Consider the following 21,224-nt stretch of genomic DNA (forward strand, 5'->3'; position numbering starts at 1 on the left):
AACGCACTAGTGTGTGATCGTGACCTCGAACGTCGGACGGACCACGGAATCGGCCTCGCGGGTACTCGGGCGGGTGACCTCGGCGGGGGCCATGATGGCCGACCTCGCCCTCGAACGTCTCGCCGCCGGCGGTGTCGGACCCGCGCGTGCGGTGGGCGCGAGCCGTGAGGAGATCGCACCGCACGTCCGAAACTCGCCGCATCAGCGCGACGGGGTGTTCGACAATCCCGAGCCGCAGAGCTCCATCGATCCCGACCTGCAGGTTCTCACCGAGATGGCACGCCGGCCGGGCCGGCCGCGGCGTCCGGTCATGGTCACCACCCCGCGGTTCGGGGCGCCGGCCCCGCTGGCGGTCACCTGGCTCGGGCACGCGACCGCGGTCGTCGACGTCGACGGAGCCCGGATCATCACCGACCCGGTGCTGAGCCGCCGCTGCTCGCCGAGCCAACTCATCGGACCGGCCCGGATGCACCCCGCGCCGGTGGCGGCGCGCCGGCTCCCGCCGATCGACGTCGTGGTCATCAGCCACGACCACTACGACCACCTCGACATGGACACCGTCACCGCCATCGCGGCCGGCCAGCCCGATGCCGTTTTCGTGACGACGATCGGGGTCGGCGCGCACCTCATCGCCTGGGGAATCCCGGAAAATCGTATCCGGCAGACGGATTGGTGGGAGGAAATCGTCGTCGGCACGCCCGCCGGCGACCTGCGGTTCACCTGCGGGCCGGCCCGTCACTTCTCCGGACGCTGGTTGGCCCGCAACCTCACCCAGTGGGGCAGCTGGGCGATCAGGGGGCACACGCACAAGGTCTTCTTCTCCGGCGACACCGGGCACACCGAGCGGTTCGAGGACCTGGGAGCGCGCCTGGGGCCGTTCGACCTGACCCTCATCGCCGTCGGCGCCTACGACGAGATGTGGCCCGACATCCACGTCAACCCCGAAGAGGCGCTGTCGGTGCATCGCATGGTGTCACCCGGCGCCGGCGCGGACTCGGTGATGATCCCGATCCATTGGGGGACGTTCAATCTCGCCCGTCACCCGTGGGGTGAGCCCATCGCGCGACTGCAGGCCGGGACGCGCCGCGGGGACCCGACTGTGCTGGTCCCGCAGCCCGGTGGTTCGATCGACCTCGAACACCGCACCGGAACCGGTGTGGCGCATCCGAGTTGGTGGGAGGTTTCGGCGTGAGCACCACGGCTGAGACGATCGATCCGGGGTTGTCCGCGCAGGAGGTGGCCCAGCGGGTCGCCGAGGGCAAGGTCAACACCCTGCCCGACAAGTCCGGCCGGACCGTCGCCGACATCGTCCGCGCCAACGTCTTCACGCGCATCAACGCGATCCTCGGCATCCTCTTCGCGATCGTCGCCTTCACCGGATCGTTCATCAACGGCCTGTTCGGCCTGCTGATCATCGCCAACTCGGGCATCGGCATCATCCAGGAGGTGCGCGCCAAGCGCACTCTCGACAAGCTCGCCATCGTCGGCCAGACGCGTCCCCGCGTCCGGCGCGAGGGCAAGGTCACCGAGGTGGCCCCCGACGAGGTGGTCCTCGACGACATCATCGAGATCGGCGCGGGCGATCAGATCGTGGTCGACGGCGAGATCGTCGAGGCCACCGCGCTCGACGTCGACGAGTCGCTGCTGACCGGCGAGGCCGACCCCATCGACAAGGCTCCCGGCGACCGCGTCCTCTCCGGCAGTTTCGTCGTCGCCGGCGGCGGCGCCTACCGGGCGACCAAGGTCGGCGCCGACGCCTATGCCGCGCAGCTGGCCGCCGAGGCGTCGAAGTTCACGCTCGTCTCCTCCGAGCTCCGCGCGGGCATCGACCAGATCCTCAAGGTCATCACCTGGCTGCTCATCCCGGCCGGCATCCTGACCATCGTCAACCAGCTGTTCATCAGCGAGAACGGCCTCAAGCAGGCGCTGCTCGGCATGGTCGCGGCCCTCGTGCCGATGGTGCCCGAGGGGCTGGTGCTGATGACCTCGATCGCCTTCGCGGTCGGCGTCGTGCGGCTCGGCCAGCGTCAGTGCCTCGTCAACGAGCTCCCCGCGATCGAGGGCCTCGCCCGCGTCGACGTCGTGTGCGCGGACAAGACCGGAACGCTCACCGAGAACGGCATGCGCCTGTCGGAGCTGCGCATGGTCGGCGACGTGCCGGACGAGGACGCCGCCCGGGCGCTCGGAGCGCTCGCCGCACACGATCCGCGCCCGAATGCCTCCATGCAGGCGATCGCCGAGGCCTACCCGACGCCGCCGGCGTGGACGGTGTCGGCGATCAAGCCGTTCACCTCGGCCACCAAGTGGAGCGGCATGTCCTTCCACGACGAGTCCGGCGCCGCGATGGGTCACTGGATCGTCGGCGCGCCCGACGTGCTCCTCGACCCGGCGGGCGAGACCGCCCAACTCGCCTCCGACATCGGCGCGACCGGTCTGCGGGTGCTCCTGCTCGCCCGCACCGACGTCCCTGTCGACACCGAACCCGGCGATGGCGCGATCGCGCCCGGCCACGTCGAACCGGTCGCGCTCGTCCTGCTCGAGCAGCGTGTCCGTCCCGACGCCCGCGACACCCTCGAGTTCTTCGAGCGCCAGAACGTCGCGGTCAAGGTCATCTCCGGCGACAACGCGCGCTCGGTCGGCGCGGTCGCCGAGTCGCTCGGCCTCGGCTCCGTGGACACCTCGGTCGATGCGCGCCGACTCCCATCGGACACGGACGAACTCGCCGAGGCCGTCGAGGAAGGGGTCACCTTCGGGCGGGTCCGTCCCGACCAGAAGCGGGCCATGGTCAAGGCGTTGCAGTCGCGCGAGCACACCGTCGCGATGACCGGTGACGGCGTCAACGACGTGCTCGCGCTGAAGGACGCCGACATCGGCGTCGCGATGGGATCGGGTAGCTCGGCCGCCCGATCGGTGGCGCAGATCGTGTTGCTGGACAACAAGTTCGCCACCCTGCCCTACGTCGTCGGCGAGGGTCGCCGCGTCATCGGCAACATCGAGCGCGTCTCCAACCTGTTCCTCACCAAGACCGTGTACGCGGTGTTGCTGGCGCTCTTCGTGGGCATCGGCGGCGTGCTGGGCAAGCTGTTCGACACCGAGCCGCTGAGCTACCCCTTCCAGCCCATCCACGTGACGATCTCGGCCTGGTTCACCATCGGCATCCCGGCGTTCATCCTGTCGCTGGCGCCCAACAACGAACGCGCTAGGCGCGGCTTCGTGCGCCGCGTGCTGCTGACCGCCGTCCCCAACGGCATCATCGTCGGCCTCTGCACCTTCGTCACCTACGTGATCGTCAATCCGGGCGGACCCGGCGTCCAGGTGGGCGGTGACAGCGTCAACCTCTCGCCGGAGCAGACGCAGGCGGCCACCGCGTCGCTGATGACCCTGATCGCGGTCGCGGTCTACGTCCTCGCGGTCGTCGCGCGCCCCTACACCTGGTGGAAGGTGCTCCTGCTGGCCGTGTCGGCAGGAGCCTACGTGCTGATCTTCTCCTGGCCGTTCACCCAGGACCTGTTCGAGCTCGACTCGTCGAACTGGACGATGAACTCGGTCGCGTTCGTGTCGGCCGCCGTCGGCATCGCACTGGTGGAGGTGGTCTCTCGTCTGGCGCCGCGGTGGATCGCCGCGCACGATCCGCACCACGTGCATCCCGCGGATCGCGACGCCGAACCGGTGACGCCGACCGCGTGAGTCCGCGCTGAACGCGGATAGACTCACGCGGTGGCCGGAAGGAGTCCGGCCCGTCGACCCAGGAGAGACATGGATCTGAAGGGCCTCGTCAACAAGGCGCGCGACACCCTGCGCAAGAACCCGGACCTCATCGAGAAGGGCGGCGACGCCATCGACAAGGCCACCGGCAACAAGTACGCCGAGCAGGTGGACAAGGCGCAGGACGCCGTCCGCAAGGCGGTCGGAGCCGAGCAGAAGGCGCCCGAGAACGACAAGTGACGGGCTGTCACCCTCCGGCGCGCGGATGGCGCCGGTAGGGCGACACCGACGGGTGGCCGTCGATGTGGAACCGCCACTGCCGGTCCGCGGCGAGCCGGACCCCGACACGGGGGCCGGCGACCACCCGCATCCGACCCGGCCGACGGCTCGCGGTCTCCAGTCGCACCGGGGACGCGGGGTCGGTGAGGTCCGTGTCGAGATCGTCCATCGTGATCCCCAGAGCCCGGCACAGATTTCCCGGGCCGCGGGCGAGATGCGCGTCGGGCACCGGCGTCGACCGCGTCGCATGCCGCCGTTCGCGTGCGATCTCCGCGCCGCCGACCACCTCGCCCGCCCGCAACAGGACCGCCGCGGCGGGACCGGTGCCGCGCACAACGATGTTGGCGCAGTGGTGGCCGTGGATGCGGTAGACGTACAGCCGTCCCGGCGGGCCGTACATGATCTCCGAGCGGGGCGTGCGCGTGTAGGCGTGCGACGCCGGGTCGTCCGGGCCCGCATAGGCCTCGACCTCGGTGAGCACGATCGTCACCCCGTGCCCGACCAGTCGGGCGCCGAGGAGTCCGCGCGCCTGTTCGGCCACCGGTGCGGTGGCCCGCGTCACGGGGACATTAGGCTCTGGGGCCATGGCGAAGACGAGCAACTCCATCGAGATCGGGCTGTCCCCGGAAGATACCTGGGCCGGGTTGACGGATCTCTCCCGGTATCCCGAGTGGCTGGTGATCCTCGAGGGCTGGAACGGGCCGATCCCGACTTCCGCGGAACTCCGGAAGGGCACCAAGGTCTCCTCGATCTTCGACATCAACGGCTTCCACTGGAAGTTCGACTGGGTGGTCGAGAAGCTCGACCACGCCTCGCACGTGCGTCTCAAGGGCAAGGCCAAGGCCGGGATCAAGGCGAAGCTGGACCTGGGCGTGGCTCCCACCGCCAAGGGAACCGAAGTAACGTTCACAGTTGATCTGGGTGGGCTGCCGCTCATCGGTCCCGTGGGCAAGGCCGTCGCGGAGATGGTGTCGGGGGACCTGACGAAGTCGCTGCAGCAATTCCGGGAAGTATTCGAGTGACGCGCCGCGTCGGGGGCTTCGATTGTCGGCGCTGATGCGTCGGGCGGTGTGAGGGCACCGCCGCACGAGGGGAACGAGAACATCTATGGGGCGTCACAGCTCAGACGGCGATCGCGCGGGCAACGAGTGGAGCCGGTCGGAGAAGAATCCGGCGGCGAGGAATCAAGCAGGGCAGAATCCAGCAGGGCAGAACCCGACAGGACGGGCCACCGGCGGGTTCCGCGCTGCGGGTGACCCCGGACGCCCCCGTGCCGAGAGCGACACCGGGCGCTCCCGCGCCGCATCCGACACCGGGCGCTCCCGCGCCGCATCCGACACCGGGCGCTCCCGCGCCGCATCCGACACCGGGCGCTCCCGCGGCGCATCCGACACCGGGCGCTCCCGCGGCGCATCCGACAGCGGCGGTTTCCGGGCCGCGTCGGGCAGCCCCCGCGCGTCGGACACCGGGGGCTTTCGTCATGCCGCCGACGCGGGCGACGACGATTTCGGTTTCGAGCACCGCGAGCCGCGGACCGGTCGCCGCAGTCCGTGGCTGTGGGGCATCGTCGCGCTGGTGGTCGTCGCGGCACTCGTGACCGGATTCGTCATCTGGAAGACCAGTACGTCGGGATGCGGCGAGCGCACCAAGGTGGCGGTCGTCTCCGACGCCGCGATGACCAACGCGCTGAGCGAGGTGGCGCGGCAGGCGTCGAAGGACTCCTGCTTCGATTTCGACGTCAAGACCGCGGCCGGCGCCGACGTGCCGGGCCTGATGACGCAGGGCGCCGCGGCGCCGGACCTGTGGGTCGCGGACTCCCAGGTGCAGGCCCGCCGGGTGACGACGCAGGTGCGTCGTGAACTCGACCTCGTGTCCCCGTCGATCGCCTCGACCCCGGCGGTCGTCGTCGGCAGCGACGTACCCGAGCTGCAGACCTGGGTCGACGTCATGAAGCTGCCGAACCTCCGAACCGGCAGCCCGATCGACACCAGCACCGGCGACGCCCCGATCATCGGCGCCCTCGCAGCCGTCGACGCGGGCGAGCTGACGAACGAGAAGTTCACCGAGGCGATGACGGTGCTCGCCGTGCAACAGAACAATGCGCGCCTGCAGAACGACAGCGAGGGCGCACGGCTCAACCTCGCCGACCGCGAAGGTGTGCCGGTGGTGACCACCGAGCAGCAGTACCAGCAGTTCGTGCGCACCCACCCGGGATCGGAGCTGAAGTCGAGCGTCCCGGAGTCGGGCACCGTCACCCTCGACTACCCGCTCGTGAACACCGCGGCGACGGCCCGGCAGGAGGTCGCCGCCGAGGCCGGCGCGGCCCTGGTGGCCGCGCTCGATTCGGAGGCGGGCCGCAAGGCGCTCGCGGACGCCGGGTACCGCGACCCCGAGGGCAACGGGGTGGGCGAGCCGGTCAAACGCCTCCTGCTGGGAGATCCTGCCTCGGTGGACAAGGCGCTGCGCCAGTGGCAGGTTCTCGGCGTGCCGATCCGCAGCCTGGTGGTGCAGGACACCTCGGGTTCGATGGCAGCGGCGGCCGGCGGCGCGACGCGCGCCGAACTGCTGATCGAGGCGTCGAAGACCGGCCTGAAGCTGTTCCCCAACAACACGCAGATCGGCGGTTGGGCGTTCAGCGTCGACAAGGGCGGCAACGGCCAGGACTGGGTGGAGATGGCTCCGATCAAGCGCCTCGACGCACCCTCCGGCCGCGGCACCCACCGCGAGGCCCTCGCCGAGGCCGTCGAGGACGGGTTGTCGGATCTCGGTGGCGGCACCGGCCTGTACGACACGACGCTGGCCGCGTTCAAGAAGGTCCAGGACACCTACGACCCCAACTACTCCAACAGCGTCATCGTCATGACCGACGGCCAGAACGACGACCCGAACAGCATCACGCTCGACGAGTTGCTGGCCGAGCTCAAGCGCCTCGAGGACCCGGCACGCCCGGTGCTCGTCCTGACCATCGGAATCTCCGACGACGCCGACACCGAGGCGCTCGCGAAGATCGCCGAGGCCACCGGCGGCACCACCTACGTCGCGAAGGACGCCGCCGACATCCGCACCGTGTTCGTGGACGCGATCCAGGCGCGCGTCGCGGCCGCCGGTCGCTGACGCGCCGGGGACCCCGGACGCCGAGACCCGGACGCGCCGGGACCCGGACGCCGGGACCCGGACGCGCCGGGGCGCGGGTGGGATCACCGGAGTGCAGGTCATCGGGGACAATGGGCCGATGACCCGTGATTCGAGCATCGATCCCGATCTGTCCGGTGCGGCCGAGGTGTCCGGTGACGCCGCGCGTGCCGAGTCGGCCCGCTCCGGCCGTGCGGTGCTGACCCGAACCGGCGGCGTGGTCGCCGCGATGGCGGCGGTCGGCCTCGTCGCCGGTGCGTGTTCGTCCGACGACTCGTCGTCCTCGGCCACCTCGGCCACGTCCCATCCGGCCGGACACGACGCCTCGCACGACGTCCACTACAAGGACGGCGAATACACCGCGGAGGGCGGCTACATCTCGCCCGGAGGCCCGCAGAAGGTGGGCGTCACCGTCACCCTGTCGAACAACGTCATCAAGTCGGTGTCGGTCGACACCAGCCAGACCAAGGGCCCGTCGCTGAAGTACCAGGGCAAGTTCGCCGGCGGCATCGCGGACGTGGTGGTGGGCAAGAACATCGACGACATCGACGTGCACAAGGTGTCGGGATCGTCGCTCACCTCGGGCGGCTTCAACGAGGCGATCGAGAAGATCAAGCGGGAGGCGGCCGGCTGAGTCCCGGCTCGAGGAATCCCCTCTCCGTGCACGACTGGGTCTTCGAGGCGATCGGCACCCGATGGACGATCACGACCCCGGCGCCACTGGCGGCGCCCGTGGTCGCGGCGGTGGGTGCCGAGATCGAGCGGATCGATCGGGCGTGGTCGAGGTTTCGCGACGACTCCGCCGTCGCCGAGATGGCCCGTGCCGGCGGCAGCCACCGGGTGGAGGCCACCGACCAGCCGCTGCTCGATTGGTACCGGAGGCTGTACGACCTGACCGGCGGCGCGGTGACCCCGCTCGTCGGCGGGACCCTCGCCGCAGCCGGTTACGACGCCGACTATGCGCTGCGCCCCGCGGAATCCGTTCCGCCGGTCCCCGCCTGGGACGACGTGATCGCCGGTCACGACGGCGTTCTGGAGTTGCGACGGCCCGCGCTGATCGACGTCGGCGCGGCGGGCAAGGGGTTCGCGGTCGACCGGGTCGCCGGCATCGTCGCGGACGCCGTCGACGAGTACATCGTCGACGCGGGCGGGGACATGGTCGTCTCGGCGCGGCAGCAGCCGGTCCGGATCGCACTCGAGCACCCGCTCGACCCGGCCAAGGCGATCGGGGTCGTGACCCTCGACGGCGGAGCGATCTGCGCCTCGGCGTCGAACCGGCGGGCGTGGGCGGATTGGCATCACATCGTCGACCCCCGGACCGCCTCGCCGGCGTGGGAGGTGCTGGCCACCTGGGTGATCGCGCCGTCGGCGATGGAGGCCGACGGCCTGGCCACCGCACTGTTCCTCACCCCGGCGGCCCGGCTGCGCGGACATTTCGACCATCACGCCGACGGGTTCCACCACGTCACCGTCCGCCGCAACGGGAGCGTCGAGCACACGGCGGTCCCGGGATTGGAGTTGTTCCTGTGAAGTCGGTACTCGTGCGCCTGGAAGCGCCGGTCGATGCGGCGCGGCGGTTGCTGACCCCGTACCGCGCGGTGCTGTGCGGTCTCGTCGTGCTGGCGGTGGCGGCGTTCGTGGTCTCCGCGGTCGACGCCGAGTTCGGTTACCGGCCCGCCGATCTCGCGGTGTGGCTGGTCGTCGCGGTGGTCGCGGGCTTCGTCTCCAGCTACGCGATCGCCGCGGTCCTGCGGGTGCCGCCGAACTCGGATTCGTGGCTCATCACCGCTCTGATCCTGTTCTTCGTGTTGCCCGGCGGTTCGGAGGACACCGCGGTGGCGACGGTCGCCACCGGCGCGGTGATCGCGTCGGCGTCGAAATTCCTGGTCGCCTGGCGGCGACGGCTGATCGTCAACCCGGCGGTCGCCGGCGCCGTGGGATGCTATGCCCTGGCCTACGCCGGGGTGGGGCAGGTCGACTTCCCGTTCTGGTGGGTGGCCGCCGAACCGATGCTGATCCCGATGATCGTCGTCGGCGCCCTCGTGGTGACGCTGATCCGCGACTGGCAGCTGGTGACCGTCTTCGTCGTCGCCTCGCTGGTGACCATCGGGGTCGTCGAACTGGTCCGCGGCGGACAGGATCTCAGGACCTGGATTGTGTCGAGCCCGATGTTGTTCGTCGCGGCGATCATGCTGCCCGAGCCGCTCACATCGCCGGCGACCCGACTGCACCGCCTGATCTACGCCGCGCTCGTCGGCGTCCTGATGCACTGCCAGTACACCGTCGAGGTGACCGATTCCTACACCCTGGCCTTCGTGCCGGAGGTCGCGCTGCTGGTCGGGTGCTCGTACGCCTTCGTCGTCCGCCTGGCGACGCGCACCGCCCGGCGCGTGCGTCTGGACGTGACCGCCGAACCGCTCGCCGAGAACACGTATGCGCTGCACGGTGAACCCGCGGGCGGCGCACCGGCCTTCCGTGCGGGACAGTGGTCGAGCGTGAGCGTGCCGCGCTGGCGGGCTCCGGTGTGGGTCGGATCCCGGCGGGTCTTCTCGTTCGTGTCCGCGCCGAAGGGGACGCCGGTCGAGTTCGGTTTCACGGTCTCCGGGGAGCCCTCGGCGTTCAAGGCGGCGCTCCTCGACGGCCGCGCGCGGCGCGTGTGGGTCGACGAGATCGGCGGGGATTTCGTCCTGCCGCGCGGATTCCCGTCGACCGGGCAGGTGGTGCTCCTAGCGTCGGGGATCGGGATCACCCCGTTCGTGTCGATGGTGCGGTCGCTCGCCGGCGCGGATCTGTCGCGACTGACCCTGGTGCACGTGCTGCGGTCGCCGCAACGAGCGGTCTACGAGGCCGAATTCGAGCAGGCGCGTTCGGCCGGCGCGCAGGTGGTGACGGTCGTCGGGCCCGAGCTCGCCGACGGCATCGACGATCCGGGCCGCCTGGCCGAGCTCGTCGGCCCACTCGGGGCGGGCGACCGAGGAGAGGAACCCGTCCACTATTACGTCTCGGGTGCCCCGGTGTTCGTCGAGCGCACCACGGCGACCGTCCGCCGATTCGACGCGGCGACACGGTTGCGGCCGTGGCGGATTCACACCGACTCGTTCGCGGGGTACTGATGTCCCGCCGATACCCCTGTGAGATCGTCACCTTCGTGGTGTCGCCGGCTCACGCGTACTTCGGGCGGCCCAAGGACGGACCCGCCGACGAGGTCGAGACCCACAGCCCGCGAACGGTGGAGGTCGTCGCCGACAAGGGGATTCGCGGCGACAGGTTCTTCGGCGTGCGAGCCCACACCGAGGCCGCGGTCTCCTTCTTGGCGCTCGAGGCCTGGACGGCTGCGGCCGGTGACGCCGATCCGGTGCTCGCCCGACGCAACATCCTGGTGCGAGGCCTCGAACTGGACCCGCTACGGGGACGGGAGTTCTCGCTCGACACCGGCTCCGGACCCGTCCGGTTCCGCGGCGGTCGGCCCGCGCACCCGTGCGCGTGGATGGACACCGTCGCGGGCGAGGGGGTTCGCAAGGCGCTGATCGGACGCGGCGGCCTGCGTGCGCAACCGCTCACGTCCGGGACATTGAGCGTCGGACCCGCGACCCTCCTCGCCGACGTCGAGCTGGATCCCGCCCGCGCCGCCTACCCGGTTCGGCGTCCGCAGCCGTTGTAGGACAACCGAACTACCGTCGCACGCCATCTGACCGGCTTCGTTGCCGCTGATTCGATCCGATGAGCGGAAAGGCAACGGTCCAGGCGGGGTCCAGGCGGTGGTGCCCGCGGCCGACGGATGGCGCATCACCCGGCCAGCGCCCGCAGGAAGAACCCCACGTTGGCCGGTCGTTCGGCCAGCCGCCGCACGAAGTAGCCGTACCACTCGGTGCCGTAGGGGATGTACACCCGCACTCGGGCCCCGGACCGGGCCAGCCGACGCTGTTCGTCGGTGCGGATGCCGTAGAGCATCTGGTGCTCCCAGCCGTCCGGTGCGCGGTCGAATTCGTCGGCCAGCACGGATGCGGCCTCGATCATCGTCGGATCGTGGCTCGCGACCATCGGATATCCGTCGCCCTTCATCAGGATCCGAAGGCACCGCAGGTACGACTCGTCGACGAGGCGCCGATCAGGGTAGGCGACCGACGGCGGTTCGGCGTAGGCGCCCTTGCACAGCCGGATGCGCGCTCCGGAGGCGGCGAACTCCGCGCAATCGTCCTCGGTCCGACGCAGATACGCCTGCAGGACGGTTCCGACGTCGGGGAAGTCGCGACGCAGCGACCGCACGATGGCGAGCCGTTCGTCGACGGTGGTGTGGTCCTCGGCGTCGACGGTGACCAGCGCGCCGACCCGACGGGCGGCCGCGGTGATGGTCCGTGCGTTCTCCTCGGCGATCTTCGCCCCGTGCTCGGGCAGGCGCAGCCCGAGCGCGGTCAGCTTGAGCGATACCTCGAGCGAACCGGGCGGGCGATCGCCGAGCGTCGGCATCGCCTCCAGCAGCGTGACGTACGCGGCGACCGCCGCCTCGGCGCGCGCCTCGTCGGTGGTGTCCTCGCCGAGGTGGTCCACCGTGACCGACAGGCCGTCGTCGAGTTCGCGCCGCATCGCGGCGAGCACGTCGTCGAGCGTCTCGCCCGCCACGAACCGCCGGACCACCCTCTCGGTGGCCGCCCACCGCTGCGACATCTGTTTCATCCGGTCGCTGCGGGCGGCAGCGAGAATCCCCGGCCGGAGCAGCGTGTCGAAGGCGCCCACGTCAGATCCCCGTGAGGTCGGTGCCCATGTGCGGATAGCGCCAGGTCGTCGGCGGGGTGAACGTCTCCTTGATCGTGCGCGTCGACGTCCAGCGCAGCAGGTTCTGCTTCGACCCGGCCTTGTCGTTCGTGCCCGACGCGCGGCCGCCGCCGAACGGCTGCTGTCCGACGACGGCGCCCGTGGGCTTGTCGTTGATGTAGAAGTTGCCCGCCGCGTTGCGCAACCGGTCGGAGGCGAGCGCGACCGCGGCGACGTCGGTGGCGAAGACCGCTCCGGTGAGGGCGTAGCCCGCGGTCGAGTCGACCAGTCCGAGAACGGATTCGTAGTCGGAGTCGTCGTAGACGTACACCGACAGGATCGGGCCGAAGTACTCGACGGAGAACGCCTCGTCGGTCGGGTCGTCGGCCAGCAGGACGGTGGGCTGCACGAACCATCCGACCGAGTCGTCGACCTGGCCTCCGACCGCGACGGTGATCCGCGGCGACGACTTGGCCCGCCGCAGCGCCGTGATCTGCTTGTCGAAGGCCTTCTGGCCGATCAGCGCGCCGCCGAAGTTCGACAGGTCGCGCACGTCGCCGTAGGTGATCTGCGTCGTCTCGCTCAGGAGGTCGTCGCCCATCTTCTCCCACATGGACCGGGCGATGTAGGCGCGGGAGGCCGCCGAACATTTCTGACCCTGGTACTCGAACGCGCCGCGGATCAACGCGGTCCGCAACGCGGCGGGATCGGCCGACGGGTGCGCGACGATGAAGTCCTTGCCGCCGGTCTCGCCGACGAGGCGCGGGTAGTTGCGGTAGCGGTCGATGTTGGCGCTGACCTGCCGCCACAGGTATTTGAACGTCGTCGTCGACCCGGTGAAGTGGATGCCGGCCAGGTTCTCGTCCGCGAGAACCACATCCGAGACGGCTTTGCCGTCGCCGTGGACCAGGTTGATCACCCCGGGCGGCAGGCCGGCGGCCTCGAGCAGCGCCATCGTGTACTGCGCCGAATATGCCTGGGCGGGAGACGGTTTCCAGACCACCGTGTTGCCCATCAGCATGGGCGCGGTCGGCAGGTTCGCGGCGATGGCCGTGAAGTTGAAGGGCGTCACGGCGTACACGAAGCCGTCGAGCGGCCGGTACTCGAGGCGATTCCACACGCCCGGGGACGACATCGGCTGCTCGGCGAGGATCTCCCGGGCGAAGTGGACGTTGAACCGCCAGAAGTCGGCGAGCTCGCACGGCGCGTCGATCTCGGCCTGCTGCACCGACTTCGACTGCCCGAGCATGGTCGCCGCGGCGATCCGTTCGCGCCACGGACCGCACAACAGCTCCGCCGCGCGCAGGAGCACGGCGGCGCGGTCGTCGAAACCCGTGTGCGCCCAGTCGTCGGCGGCGGCCATCGCGGCGTCGACCGCGGCCCGCGCGTCGTCGTGCGTGGCGTTGGTGATGAAGCCGAGCACCTCGCGGTGTGCGTGCGGCTGGACGACGTCGATGTGCTCGCCGTGCCCGAGCCGCAGTCGTCCGCCGATGATGTGCGGCAGCTCGCGTTTACCCCTTTCGGACTGGGTGGTGAGCTCGTTGAGAAGCCGGGTGCGCTCCGGCGAACCGGGTGCATAGCTGTGGACCGGCTCGTTGGCCGGCGGCGGGGGAGAGGTGATGGCGTCCATATCGAGAGTTCACCTGAGGTCGCCTTCTGTCGATATGGCCGATCGGCAAAGCCGTACTCCGTAGAATTGTCCATATGGACAAATCGTCGGGGGTGGCGCTCGGACGACTCGTCCTGGCGCTCGACCGGACCGTCGCGACCCTGGTCACCGCACCCCGAGGACTCGACGTCCCGGTGCGGTCGGTGGCGCTGATCGACGCCGACGACGTCCGGTTCGGTCTCGACCACGCCGCGCGCACCGCCGATGTCCACCTCCTGGTCGGGCTCTCCGACGAGGAGAGCGCGGTCCTGCTGGGCGGCCTCGGCAGCCATCGCCCGGTGGCCGTACTCGGCAAGGCTCCGTCGGAACTGCTGACCGAGGTCGCCGCCCGTCTCGGGACCGCCGTCGTCGGGATAGATCGCCACGCCCGTTGGGAACGCGTCTACAATCTCGTCGCCCACGTCCTCGACGCCGCGCGCGCCGACGCGGCCGCCGGCGAGTCCATGGAGTCGGGGGCGACGGGCGACCTGTTCGAACTCGCCGCCGAGCTCGCGCGCCGGACCAACGGCCTGGTCAGCATCGAGGACGAGCGATCCCACGTGCTCGCCTACAGCTCCGCCGGAGACGAGGCCGACGAGCTGCGGCGCCTGTCGATCCTCGGGCGGGAGGGTCCACCCGACATGCTCGCGTGGCTGCGGCAGTGGGGTGTGATGGACGCGCTGCGCACGTCGAGCGGTGTGGTGGCGGTGTCCGAGCGTGCGGACCTCGGCCTGCGTCCACGACGTGCCGCCGCCATCCGTGCGCCCGGGAGCGGGGAGTTCCTGGGCGTCGTGTGGCTGCAACAGGCCGCCCGACCGTTCGCGCCCGACACCGACGAGGTGCTCGTCGGCGCCGCGGCGGTCGCGGCCCGCGTGATCGCCCGCCGCCGAACGGCGGGAACCGGGCACGACGAACTCGTCCGGCGACTCCTCGGTGCGCGTGGCGAGGTCATCGACGTCGACGACCTCGCAGCGCAGTTGCACCTGAGGACGACGGAACCGGTGACGGTCGTCGGTTTCGCCGGCCGGGGCAACCCGGACGGACCGCCGGCGCCACTGGCCGCCGACCGCAGCCGCCTGTCGGCACTCACGCTGCATGCCAGCGCATTCAGCCCGTCGTCGGTGACGGCGACGATCGGGGACCGCGCCTACGCCGTGCTCCCCGGGGTGGCCGGGGAGGCGGCGACGGATTGGGCACGGGTCTCGGTCGACGCCACGGCCCGCCAGTTCGACGCCCGCATCCGGGCCGTGGTGGCCGGCCCGGACGTGCTCGCGTCGGTGCCGCGCCTACGCGCGCAGATCGACCGCGTCCTCGACGCCGCCACCCTGGAAGGGGAGCTGATCGACGAGGTCACCACCGTCGCCGCCTCCCGCACCGGCGTGCTGCTCGGCGAGATCGTGGCGCTGCTCGCCGACAACCCCGACCTCGTCGATCCGCGCGTGACCGAACTCGCCGATCTCGACGAGCGGACCGGCAGCGGGTTCACCGCCTCGCTGCGCGCCTATCTCGACCGGTTCGGCGACGTCCGGGCGGCGGCCGACGACCTGCACGTCCACCCGAACACGTTGCGCTACCGCATCCGTCGCATCGAGACCCTCACCGGTATGGACCTCGCCGATCCGGCCACCCGGCTCGTCGTGGCGTTGTCGTTGCGGGTGCGGTAGCCGCCGACACAGCACTGTGCCCGCCGGAGTGGATCCGACGGGCACAGTGGTCCCTGTCCGACGCCGCTGGTCAGAGAATCGTGAGCATCTCGTTGTAGGTGGGCAGCGGCCACAGGTCGTCGGCAACGATGCCCTCGAGCGTGTCGGCGACCTCGCGCACCGCCGACATCGCCGGGATCAGCACGTCGCGAGCGTACTTCGATTCCTCGTAGGTGTTCTCGCCGTGCATCTCGGCGATCCCGGCGTCGAGGGTCGCGATCGCCTCCTGGAACTTCCCGATGAGTGCCGTGAGGTCCTCGAGAAGCGGTGTGGGGGCGTCGATCCCGGCCATCTTGAGCGATGCGGCGGTCCCGGCGAGCTCGCCCTGGTAGCGGATCGCGGCGGGCATGACGAGCGTCTTGGCGATCTCCGAGGTCTCCTTGGCCTCGACGAGCAGCGTCAACGCGTAGTACTCGAAGATCACGTCCTCGCGGGCCTCGAGTTCGCGCTTGGACAGGACGCCGTACTTCTCGAAGATCTCCACGACCTCCGGCGAGGTGTACTCGACCACCGCGTCGACGGTGGTGCGCAGGTTCTTCAGTCCGCGGGCGGCGGCCTCGTGCTGCCATTCGTCGGAGTAGCCGTTGCCGTTGAAGATCACCGCACCGTGGTCGATCACGATCTGCTGCAGCACCTTCTGCACGGCGTCGTTGAGGTCGACGCCGGCGTCGAGCAGCTTCTCGAGTTCGCTGGAGATGTGGTCGAGCGAGTCGGCCAGGATGGTGTTGATCGCGACCATCGGATCCGAGATGGACTGGTTGGATCCCGGTGCGCGGTACTCGAATCGGTTGCCGGTGAACGCGAACGGACTGGTGCGGTTGCGATCACCCGGATCGGCCTTGAGCGGCGGCAGGGTGTCGACCCCGAGCTCGATGACGCCGGCGGCCTTCGACCCGGTCGCGCCGCCCTTCGCGATCTGCTCGAAGACGTCCATCAACTGTTCGCCGAGGAAGATCGAGATGATCGCCGGCGGTGCCTCGTTGGCGCCGAGTCGGTGATCGTTCGACGCCGATGCGACGGCTGCGCGCAACAGCCCGCCGTACCTGTGGACGGCACGGATGATGGCGCCGCAGAAGGTCAGGAACTGCATGTTCTCGTGCGGCGTGTCACCGGGGTTGAGCAGGTTGCCCTGGTTGGCGTTGCCCAGCGAGAAGTTCACGTGCTTGCCCGAGCCGTTGACGCCGGAGAACGGCTTCTCGTGCAGCAGGCACTTCATCCCGTACCGCTCGGCGACGTTCTTCATCGTCGTCATCATCAACTGCTGGTGGTCGTGCGCGAGGACCGAACGCTCGAAGACCGGGGCGATCTCGAACTGACCCGGGGCGATCTCGTTGTGGCGTGTCTTGGCCGGGATGCCCTGTTTGAACAGCTCGCGATCGAGCTCGATCATGAACGACAGCACGCGATCCGGGATGGCGCCGAAGTAGTGGTCGTCGAACTCCTGGCCCTTCGACGGCGGTGCGCCGAAGAGGGTGCGGTTGGAGGTCATCAGGTCGGGTCGGGCGTAGAAGAAGTGCTCGTCGATGAGGAAGTACTCCTGCTCGGCGCCGGCGTAGGAGACGACTGTGTCGACATCGTCGTGGCCGAAGAGCTTGAGCAGCCGCATCGCCTGCTTGCTCATCGCCTGCTGGCTGCGCAGCAGCGGGGTCTTCTTGTCGAGCGCCTCACCGGTCCAGGAGATGAAGATGGTGGGGATGCACAGGGTGTTGCCGTTCGGGTTCTCGAGGATGTACGCGGGGCTGGTCACGTCCCAGCCGGTGTAGCCGCGGGCCTCGAAGGTGCCGCGCAGGCCGCCGTTGGGGAAGCTCGACGCGTCCGGCTCACCCTGCAGCAGGGTCTTGCCGGCGAACTCGGCCATCGACGTCCCGCTGGAATCGGGTTCCAGGAACGAGTCGTGCTTCTCGGCGGTGAGGCCGGTGAGCGGATAGAAGACGTGTGCGTAGTGGGTGGCGTCCTTCTCGATCGCCCAGTCCTTCATCGCGACCGCGACGTAGTCGGCGAGGGTGGGGTCGAGCGGGCAGCCGGTGTCGATGGTCGCCGCGACCGCCTTGAAGACGTGCCTCGGAAGGCGCTTCTTCATCTCCGACAGACCGAAGACGTTGCGGCCGAACGTGTCTGCCAGAGGTTCGGTGAAGCCGGGGGGCGATACCTCGTAGGAGGTCACGGCCTCGATGGCCTGACGGCGGGACCTGCTGCCACTCATTGGTTGCTCCTGGTGTTTCACGCCGACCTCCGGTTCCGGTGGGTGCGACGACGACGCTGGGGTGACGCGGTTGCGAGCGCCTCGACGCTATGAGCTGGGTGTATGCCCGCCGTTGCCCCTGTGTGACGTGGAGGAAAACTACGGTCTCGCGCGCGATGCGGGGCCGGCTCCCGGCCGCGTCCCGGAGCCCCTGGCCCAGTCCGAGTCCGGTCGGCCGCGCACGATCGCGTCTCGAACCGGTGAGTGGGTGTATGGCAACCACAGCGCTTGCACCGGGGCCAGTGGCGGATCGTCGAACGAGACGACGCGAACCGACCCACCGTGCAGGTCACCCGGAGGGTCGGTGACGAACGCGCAGGCTTCGGGGAATCGCGCAACTGCCGTGGCAGGCGGTGTGCCCTGGACCGGATTCACGATCAGAGTTGGTTCGAAACCTCCACGGCGGCAAAACGATACGAGAAAGTCTGTGTAGAAGGACCGTCGCTCGGGTGCCCACACGACAATGGGCGTATCGATGAGGTCGGGAACCGAGACGGAATTGCGGTGCGCGAGGGGATGGTCGGCGACGACCGCGATTCTCAACTCGTGGTAGGCGAACACGGCCGAGACGAGATTCGCCGACGACTCGACGCCGCGACGGAGCGCGACGTCGATCTCGTTGGCGAACAACAGATCACGGAGCTGACCAGGGAAGACCTGCCTGGCTGTGATCGGCTGATGCGGCATCAGATCGATCGCGGGCGTGATGAGACGGTAGACCTCGTCGCCGGAGATGGCGGGCGAGTGCCCCACGACGAAGGGTTTGCTTTCGCCTTTTGCCGTCTCACGCACCTGGGTGAGTAGCGCGTGATTGCCCGCGAGCAGTGACTTGGCGCCGGAAAAGAGCGCGTTGCCGGCATCGGTCAGGTGGAGTTTGCGGCGGCGCCGGTCGAAGAGCGGAACGCCGACGTCGCGCTCGAGCTGGCGTATCGACGCGGACAAGGCCTGTTGTGTGAGGAACAGTCGAGCCGCGGCCGCGGACAACGTGTCAGATTCGACCGCCACCACGAACTGATGGAGACGGCGGGTGTCGAGGAGTTCGGTCTCAGGAAGGGGCATGCATGTCCTTATACAAGTCGTGTTTGTGTTAGCACCATAAAACATCGATTGATCTTTGTGTTTGGTCCGCAAAGACTGGGTGCATGACCACACAGGAGAAATCAGCAGAAATCACCCGGCTCGACGGGAAGGGTGCGCTCGTGGCCGGCGGCGCAAAGAACCTGGGGAGGCTGGTTGCGCTCGATCTCGCGCGTCGGGGAGCCGATGTGTTGATTCATTACAACAGTGACGCGACGAAGGCTGCTGCCGACGACACCGTCGCCGAGATCCGGGCCATGGGTGGGCAGGCCGCCGCCCACCAGGCAGATCTCACGACTGCGTCTGCGGTCACCGATCTCTTCGACGCCGCAACCGCTGCGTTCGGTCGTCTCGACATCGCGGTCAACACCGTGGGCAAGGTCCTCCGCAAGCCGATCCTCGAGACGACCGAGGCGGACTACGACGTGATGTTCGACGTCAATGCGAAGGCCGCGTACTTCTTCATCAAGGAGGCAGGCGCGCATCTCGAGCGGGGTGGCAAGGTGATCACCATCGTGACGAGCCTGCTCGCCGCGTACACGGACGGTTACTCCACCTACGCGGGTGGCAAGAGTCCGGTCGAACACTTCAACCGCGCGGCGTCGAAGGAATTCGCCGACCGCGGAATATCGGTCAATGCGATCGGCCCCGGTCCGATGGACACGCCGTTCTTCTATCCACAGGAAACCCCCGAGCGTGTCGAGTTCCACAAGTCGCAGGCCATGGGCGGACAGTTGACCAAGATCGAGGACATCGCACCGATCGTCACGTTCCTGTGCACCGAGGGTTGGTGGATCACAGGTCAGACCCTGTTCGCCAACGGCGGCTACACCACACGCTGATTTCATTGCGACGCAAGGAGATGAAGATGGTCGATGTGCCCACACCTGTGCAGCGACTGCTCGATGCCGTCAACAGCGGTGACACGGACGCCTTTCTGGATGCGTTCGCCGTCAACGGTCGTGTTGACGACTGGGGCCGAGTGTTCAGTGGTCGTGACGAGATCCGGCGCTGGAGCGATGCGGAGCTGATCGGTAAGCGCGCGACGCTTGCGCCGCTCGGTGCGGTCGGTGATTCCGAATCGGTCACCCTGACCGCGACAGTGGGCGGCGACGGTTTCAACGGTCCGTCCACATTCACCTTCGCCATCGAGGGCGATCTGGTGACGGGCATGACCATCCGCGAATGAGTCCGCGTCCTACCGCAACAAGGCCTCCTCGTTGCGGTAGGACGCGCGGATTCACCGATGTCTCAGTCCGCGGACGGTCCTGCGGGCCGTACCGACCGCATCGCGATCCCCACGCCGAGCACGGCGAGCCCGGCGAACCCGAAGCACAGCAACCGGGTCGACGACGCCGGATCGGAGCCGAGACTGACGAGCAGGCCGGCGACCGCCGTGCCCACGGTGTTGGCGACCATCTGCACCGAGTTCACCCCGGCCGACGCGCGGGCGGCCTCGGCCTGATCGGTGGTGATGCCCATGGCGGCCGTCGCGACGTGGGGGAACGCCATGCCTATCCCGGTCCCGGCGAGGACGAGGCATGCGTACCAACCGAAGACGGCTGCTGCCCCGGACAGCGGTTGCAGCACGCCGTAGCCGCTCAGGCCGACGGCCAGCAACCCGGGGCCGGCAACCCGCGCCGCCGACGCCGCACGACCGTGCGCCCAGGTGCTGCTGGTGATCTGCGCGATCGTCCACCCCGACGACAGCGCCGCGGGCAACAGACCGGCGGCGAACGGCGACAGCCCGCCGACCTGTTGGCCGAACAGTGGGAGGAACGCCTCGGTGGTGGACCCGATGGCCAGGACCGCGACGGACAGATAGATCCACTTGAGCGGGTTGCCGCGGGTGTAGGCGAGGCGGGGGAGCAGGCCCGTGTCCCCACGACGGTCGACGGCGACGAAACCGGTCATCGCGGCGGCGGCGAGCACGCCCAGCAGCACGATCACCGTCGTCGAAGCCGCCACCGACGCCACCGAGACGGCGGCCGCGACCACCGTCACCGCCGCGAGCGACGCCCACGGCAGCGGATGCCGGTCGCCGGACCCGCGACCCCGGGGCAGGGCCCGCGCGGCCAGGACGGCGATCGCGGCGGTGAGCGCCGCGAGGAACCAGAACGATCCCCGCCACAGTCCGAGTTCGGCGAACATGCCGCCGAGCGCCGGTCCCACCAGGTTGCCGACGCCCCACATCGCCGAGATCAGCGCGACCGCACGGGACCAGATGCGTCGCGGCAGCGCGATCTGCACGACCGCGAAGGCCAACCCGGTCAGCAGGCCGCCGCCGAGGCCCTGGACGAGGCGTCCGGCGAGCAGGATTCCCATGGTCGGGGTGAGCGCGCAGATCACCGAGCCGACGGCGAACGCGCTGAACCCGATCAGGTAGGCGCCGCGCGCGCCGAACTGGGCCAGCGAGCGGGTCACCAGCATCGACGAGACGACCGAGGCGATGAGGAAGACGGTGACGACCCAGGCGTAGAACTCCTCGCCGCCGATGTCGGCGACGGTGCTCGGCAACGACGCGGAGGTCAGGAAGGTGTTGATCGCGAAGACGAGGATGCCGCCAGCAAAGACGGAGACCGCGGCCCGGTGCTCGCGGGCGAGTAGTTCGGACCATCCGCCCGTTGTCGTCGACATCGTCTGAAGGGATATCCGACCCGCAGCCGGACTGGCAAATCGCCGTCGT

At 69.4% G+C, this 21,224-nt stretch carries 18 protein-coding genes; 12 read left to right on the forward strand and 6 right to left on the reverse strand.

Annotated elements, in window-relative coordinates:
• Positions 1–13 precede the first annotated feature (13 nt).
• From E1P53_RS17575 to E1P53_RS17585, 3 genes are all read left to right on the forward strand, one after another.
• Positions 14–1,192, forward strand: coding sequence for an MBL fold metallo-hydrolase (locus E1P53_RS17575; protein WP_131735030.1), 1,179 nt, complete (start codon positions 14–16; stop codon positions 1,190–1,192).
• A complete protein-coding gene (locus tag E1P53_RS17580) occupies positions 1,189–3,687 on the forward strand; it encodes an HAD-IC family P-type ATPase (RefSeq protein ID WP_006898802.1) in 2,499 nt (832 codons plus the stop codon). Before E1P53_RS17575 ends, E1P53_RS17580 begins: the two co-directional genes overlap by 4 nt.
• A gap of 69 nt (positions 3,688–3,756) precedes the next feature.
• Positions 3,757–3,945: an antitoxin gene (locus E1P53_RS17585; RefSeq protein WP_006898803.1), complete on the forward strand. Its 189-nt coding sequence runs from the start codon at positions 3,757–3,759 to the stop codon at positions 3,943–3,945.
• Positions 3,946–3,952: 7 nt separating this feature from the next.
• Here the strand turns inward: E1P53_RS17585 and E1P53_RS17590 are convergent, their stop codons facing one another.
• On the reverse strand, positions 3,953–4,591 hold the full coding sequence (locus E1P53_RS17590) for a DNA-3-methyladenine glycosylase (RefSeq protein ID WP_006898804.1): 639 nt from the start codon (positions 4,589–4,591) through the stop codon (positions 3,953–3,955).
• Between E1P53_RS17590 and E1P53_RS17595 the strand changes: the two genes are divergently transcribed.
• From E1P53_RS17595 to E1P53_RS17620, 6 genes are all read left to right on the forward strand, one after another.
• Positions 4,569–5,006: a type II toxin-antitoxin system Rv0910 family toxin gene (locus E1P53_RS17595; RefSeq protein WP_006898805.1), complete on the forward strand. Its 438-nt coding sequence runs from the start codon at positions 4,569–4,571 to the stop codon at positions 5,004–5,006. The two genes, E1P53_RS17590 and E1P53_RS17595, sit on opposite strands and share 23 nt — an antisense overlap.
• A gap of 85 nt (positions 5,007–5,091) precedes the next feature.
• Positions 5,092–7,098, forward strand: a complete 2,007-nt coding sequence (locus E1P53_RS17600; RefSeq protein ID WP_131735031.1) for a substrate-binding domain-containing protein — start codon at positions 5,092–5,094, stop codon at positions 7,096–7,098.
• Positions 7,099–7,216: 118 nt separating this feature from the next.
• A complete protein-coding gene (locus E1P53_RS17605; RefSeq protein WP_131735032.1) occupies positions 7,217–7,750 on the forward strand; it encodes an FMN-binding protein in 534 nt (177 codons plus the stop codon).
• A 26-nt stretch (positions 7,751–7,776) separates the two neighbouring features.
• Entirely contained in the window at positions 7,777–8,646 is an 870-nt protein-coding gene (locus E1P53_RS17610; RefSeq protein ID WP_131735033.1) for an FAD:protein FMN transferase, read from the forward strand.
• Positions 8,643–10,229 carry an FAD-dependent oxidoreductase gene (locus tag E1P53_RS17615; RefSeq protein WP_131735034.1) on the forward strand — a complete coding sequence of 529 codons (1,587 nt, stop codon included), beginning with the start codon at positions 8,643–8,645 and terminating at the stop codon, positions 10,227–10,229. The genes E1P53_RS17610 and E1P53_RS17615 overlap by 4 nt, the downstream gene beginning before the upstream one ends.
• Complete coding sequence (locus E1P53_RS17620) at positions 10,229–10,777, forward strand: molybdenum cofactor biosysynthesis protein (RefSeq protein ID WP_131735035.1); 549 nt, start codon at positions 10,229–10,231, stop codon at positions 10,775–10,777. The genes E1P53_RS17615 and E1P53_RS17620 overlap by 1 nt, the downstream gene beginning before the upstream one ends.
• A 125-nt stretch (positions 10,778–10,902) precedes the next feature.
• On the opposite strand, the gene E1P53_RS17625 is transcribed toward E1P53_RS17620, so the two are convergent.
• Entirely contained in the window at positions 10,903–11,790 is an 888-nt protein-coding gene (locus E1P53_RS17625) for a proline dehydrogenase family protein (protein ID WP_230824689.1), read from the reverse strand.
• A 61-nt stretch (positions 11,791–11,851) separates the two neighbouring features.
• Positions 11,852–13,498, reverse strand: a complete 1,647-nt coding sequence (gene pruA, locus E1P53_RS17630; RefSeq protein ID WP_131735037.1) for an L-glutamate gamma-semialdehyde dehydrogenase — start codon at positions 13,496–13,498, stop codon at positions 11,852–11,854.
• Positions 13,499–13,572: 74 nt separating this feature from the next.
• On the opposite strand from pruA, the gene E1P53_RS17635 reads away from it, so the two are divergent.
• Positions 13,573–15,180, forward strand: a complete 1,608-nt coding sequence (locus tag E1P53_RS17635; protein WP_109237230.1) for a PucR family transcriptional regulator — start codon at positions 13,573–13,575, stop codon at positions 15,178–15,180.
• A 70-nt stretch (positions 15,181–15,250) separates the two neighbouring features.
• On the opposite strand, the gene E1P53_RS17640 is transcribed toward E1P53_RS17635, so the two are convergent.
• Entirely contained in the window at positions 15,251–17,422 is a 2,172-nt protein-coding gene (locus E1P53_RS17640; protein ID WP_131735038.1) for a glutamine synthetase III family protein, read from the reverse strand.
• 138 nt (positions 17,423–17,560) lie between these two features.
• Positions 17,561–18,469, reverse strand: coding sequence for a LysR family transcriptional regulator (locus E1P53_RS17645; protein ID WP_230824587.1), 909 nt, complete (start codon positions 18,467–18,469; stop codon positions 17,561–17,563).
• Between the two features lie 134 nt (positions 18,470–18,603).
• On the opposite strand from E1P53_RS17645, the gene E1P53_RS17650 reads away from it, so the two are divergent.
• Entirely contained in the window at positions 18,604–19,380 is a 777-nt protein-coding gene (locus E1P53_RS17650) for an SDR family oxidoreductase (RefSeq protein ID WP_006898816.1), read from the forward strand.
• A gap of 26 nt (positions 19,381–19,406) precedes the next feature.
• A complete protein-coding gene (locus E1P53_RS17655; protein WP_006898817.1) occupies positions 19,407–19,727 on the forward strand; it encodes a nuclear transport factor 2 family protein in 321 nt (106 codons plus the stop codon).
• Positions 19,728–19,789: 62 nt separating this feature from the next.
• Here the strand turns inward: E1P53_RS17655 and E1P53_RS17660 are convergent, their stop codons facing one another.
• A complete protein-coding gene (locus E1P53_RS17660) occupies positions 19,790–21,175 on the reverse strand; it encodes an MFS transporter (protein WP_131735039.1) in 1,386 nt (461 codons plus the stop codon).
• Positions 21,176–21,224 lie beyond the last annotated feature (49 nt).

Source organism: Gordonia paraffinivorans, from assembly GCF_900683595.1.
GTDB lineage: Bacteria > Actinomycetota > Actinomycetes > Mycobacteriales > Mycobacteriaceae > Gordonia > Gordonia paraffinivorans.

What these genes read in the sequence shown, in the direction of transcription:
- E1P53_RS17585 (WP_006898803.1), top strand. Translation starts at nt 3,757, where the DNA reads ATGGATCTGAAGGGCCTCGTCAACAAGGCGCGCGACACCCTGCGCAAG.
- E1P53_RS17595 (WP_006898805.1), top strand. Translation starts at nt 4,569, where the DNA reads ATGGCGAAGACGAGCAACTCCATCGAGATCGGGCTGTCCCCGGAAGAT.
- E1P53_RS17590 (WP_006898804.1), bottom strand. Translation starts at nt 4,591, where the DNA reads ATGGAGTTGCTCGTCTTCGCCATGGCCCCAGAGCCTAATGTCCCCGTG.
- E1P53_RS17600 (WP_131735031.1), top strand. Translation starts at nt 5,092, where the DNA reads ATGGGGCGTCACAGCTCAGACGGCGATCGCGCGGGCAACGAGTGGAGC.
- E1P53_RS17605 (WP_131735032.1), top strand. Translation starts at nt 7,217, where the DNA reads ATGACCCGTGATTCGAGCATCGATCCCGATCTGTCCGGTGCGGCCGAG.
- E1P53_RS17620 (WP_131735035.1), top strand. Translation starts at nt 10,229, where the DNA reads ATGTCCCGCCGATACCCCTGTGAGATCGTCACCTTCGTGGTGTCGCCG.
- E1P53_RS17625 (WP_230824689.1), bottom strand. Translation starts at nt 11,790, where the DNA reads ATGAAACAGATGTCGCAGCGGTGGGCGGCCACCGAGAGGGTGGTCCGG.
- pruA (WP_131735037.1), bottom strand. Translation starts at nt 13,498, where the DNA reads ATGGACGCCATCACCTCTCCCCCGCCGCCGGCCAACGAGCCGGTCCAC.
- E1P53_RS17635 (WP_109237230.1), top strand. Translation starts at nt 13,573, where the DNA reads ATGGACAAATCGTCGGGGGTGGCGCTCGGACGACTCGTCCTGGCGCTC.
- E1P53_RS17640 (WP_131735038.1), bottom strand. Translation starts at nt 17,422, where the DNA reads ATGAGTGGCAGCAGGTCCCGCCGTCAGGCCATCGAGGCCGTGACCTCC.
- E1P53_RS17650 (WP_006898816.1), top strand. Translation starts at nt 18,604, where the DNA reads ATGACCACACAGGAGAAATCAGCAGAAATCACCCGGCTCGACGGGAAG.
- E1P53_RS17655 (WP_006898817.1), top strand. Translation starts at nt 19,407, where the DNA reads ATGGTCGATGTGCCCACACCTGTGCAGCGACTGCTCGATGCCGTCAAC.
- E1P53_RS17660 (WP_131735039.1), bottom strand. Translation starts at nt 21,175, where the DNA reads ATGTCGACGACAACGGGCGGATGGTCCGAACTACTCGCCCGCGAGCAC.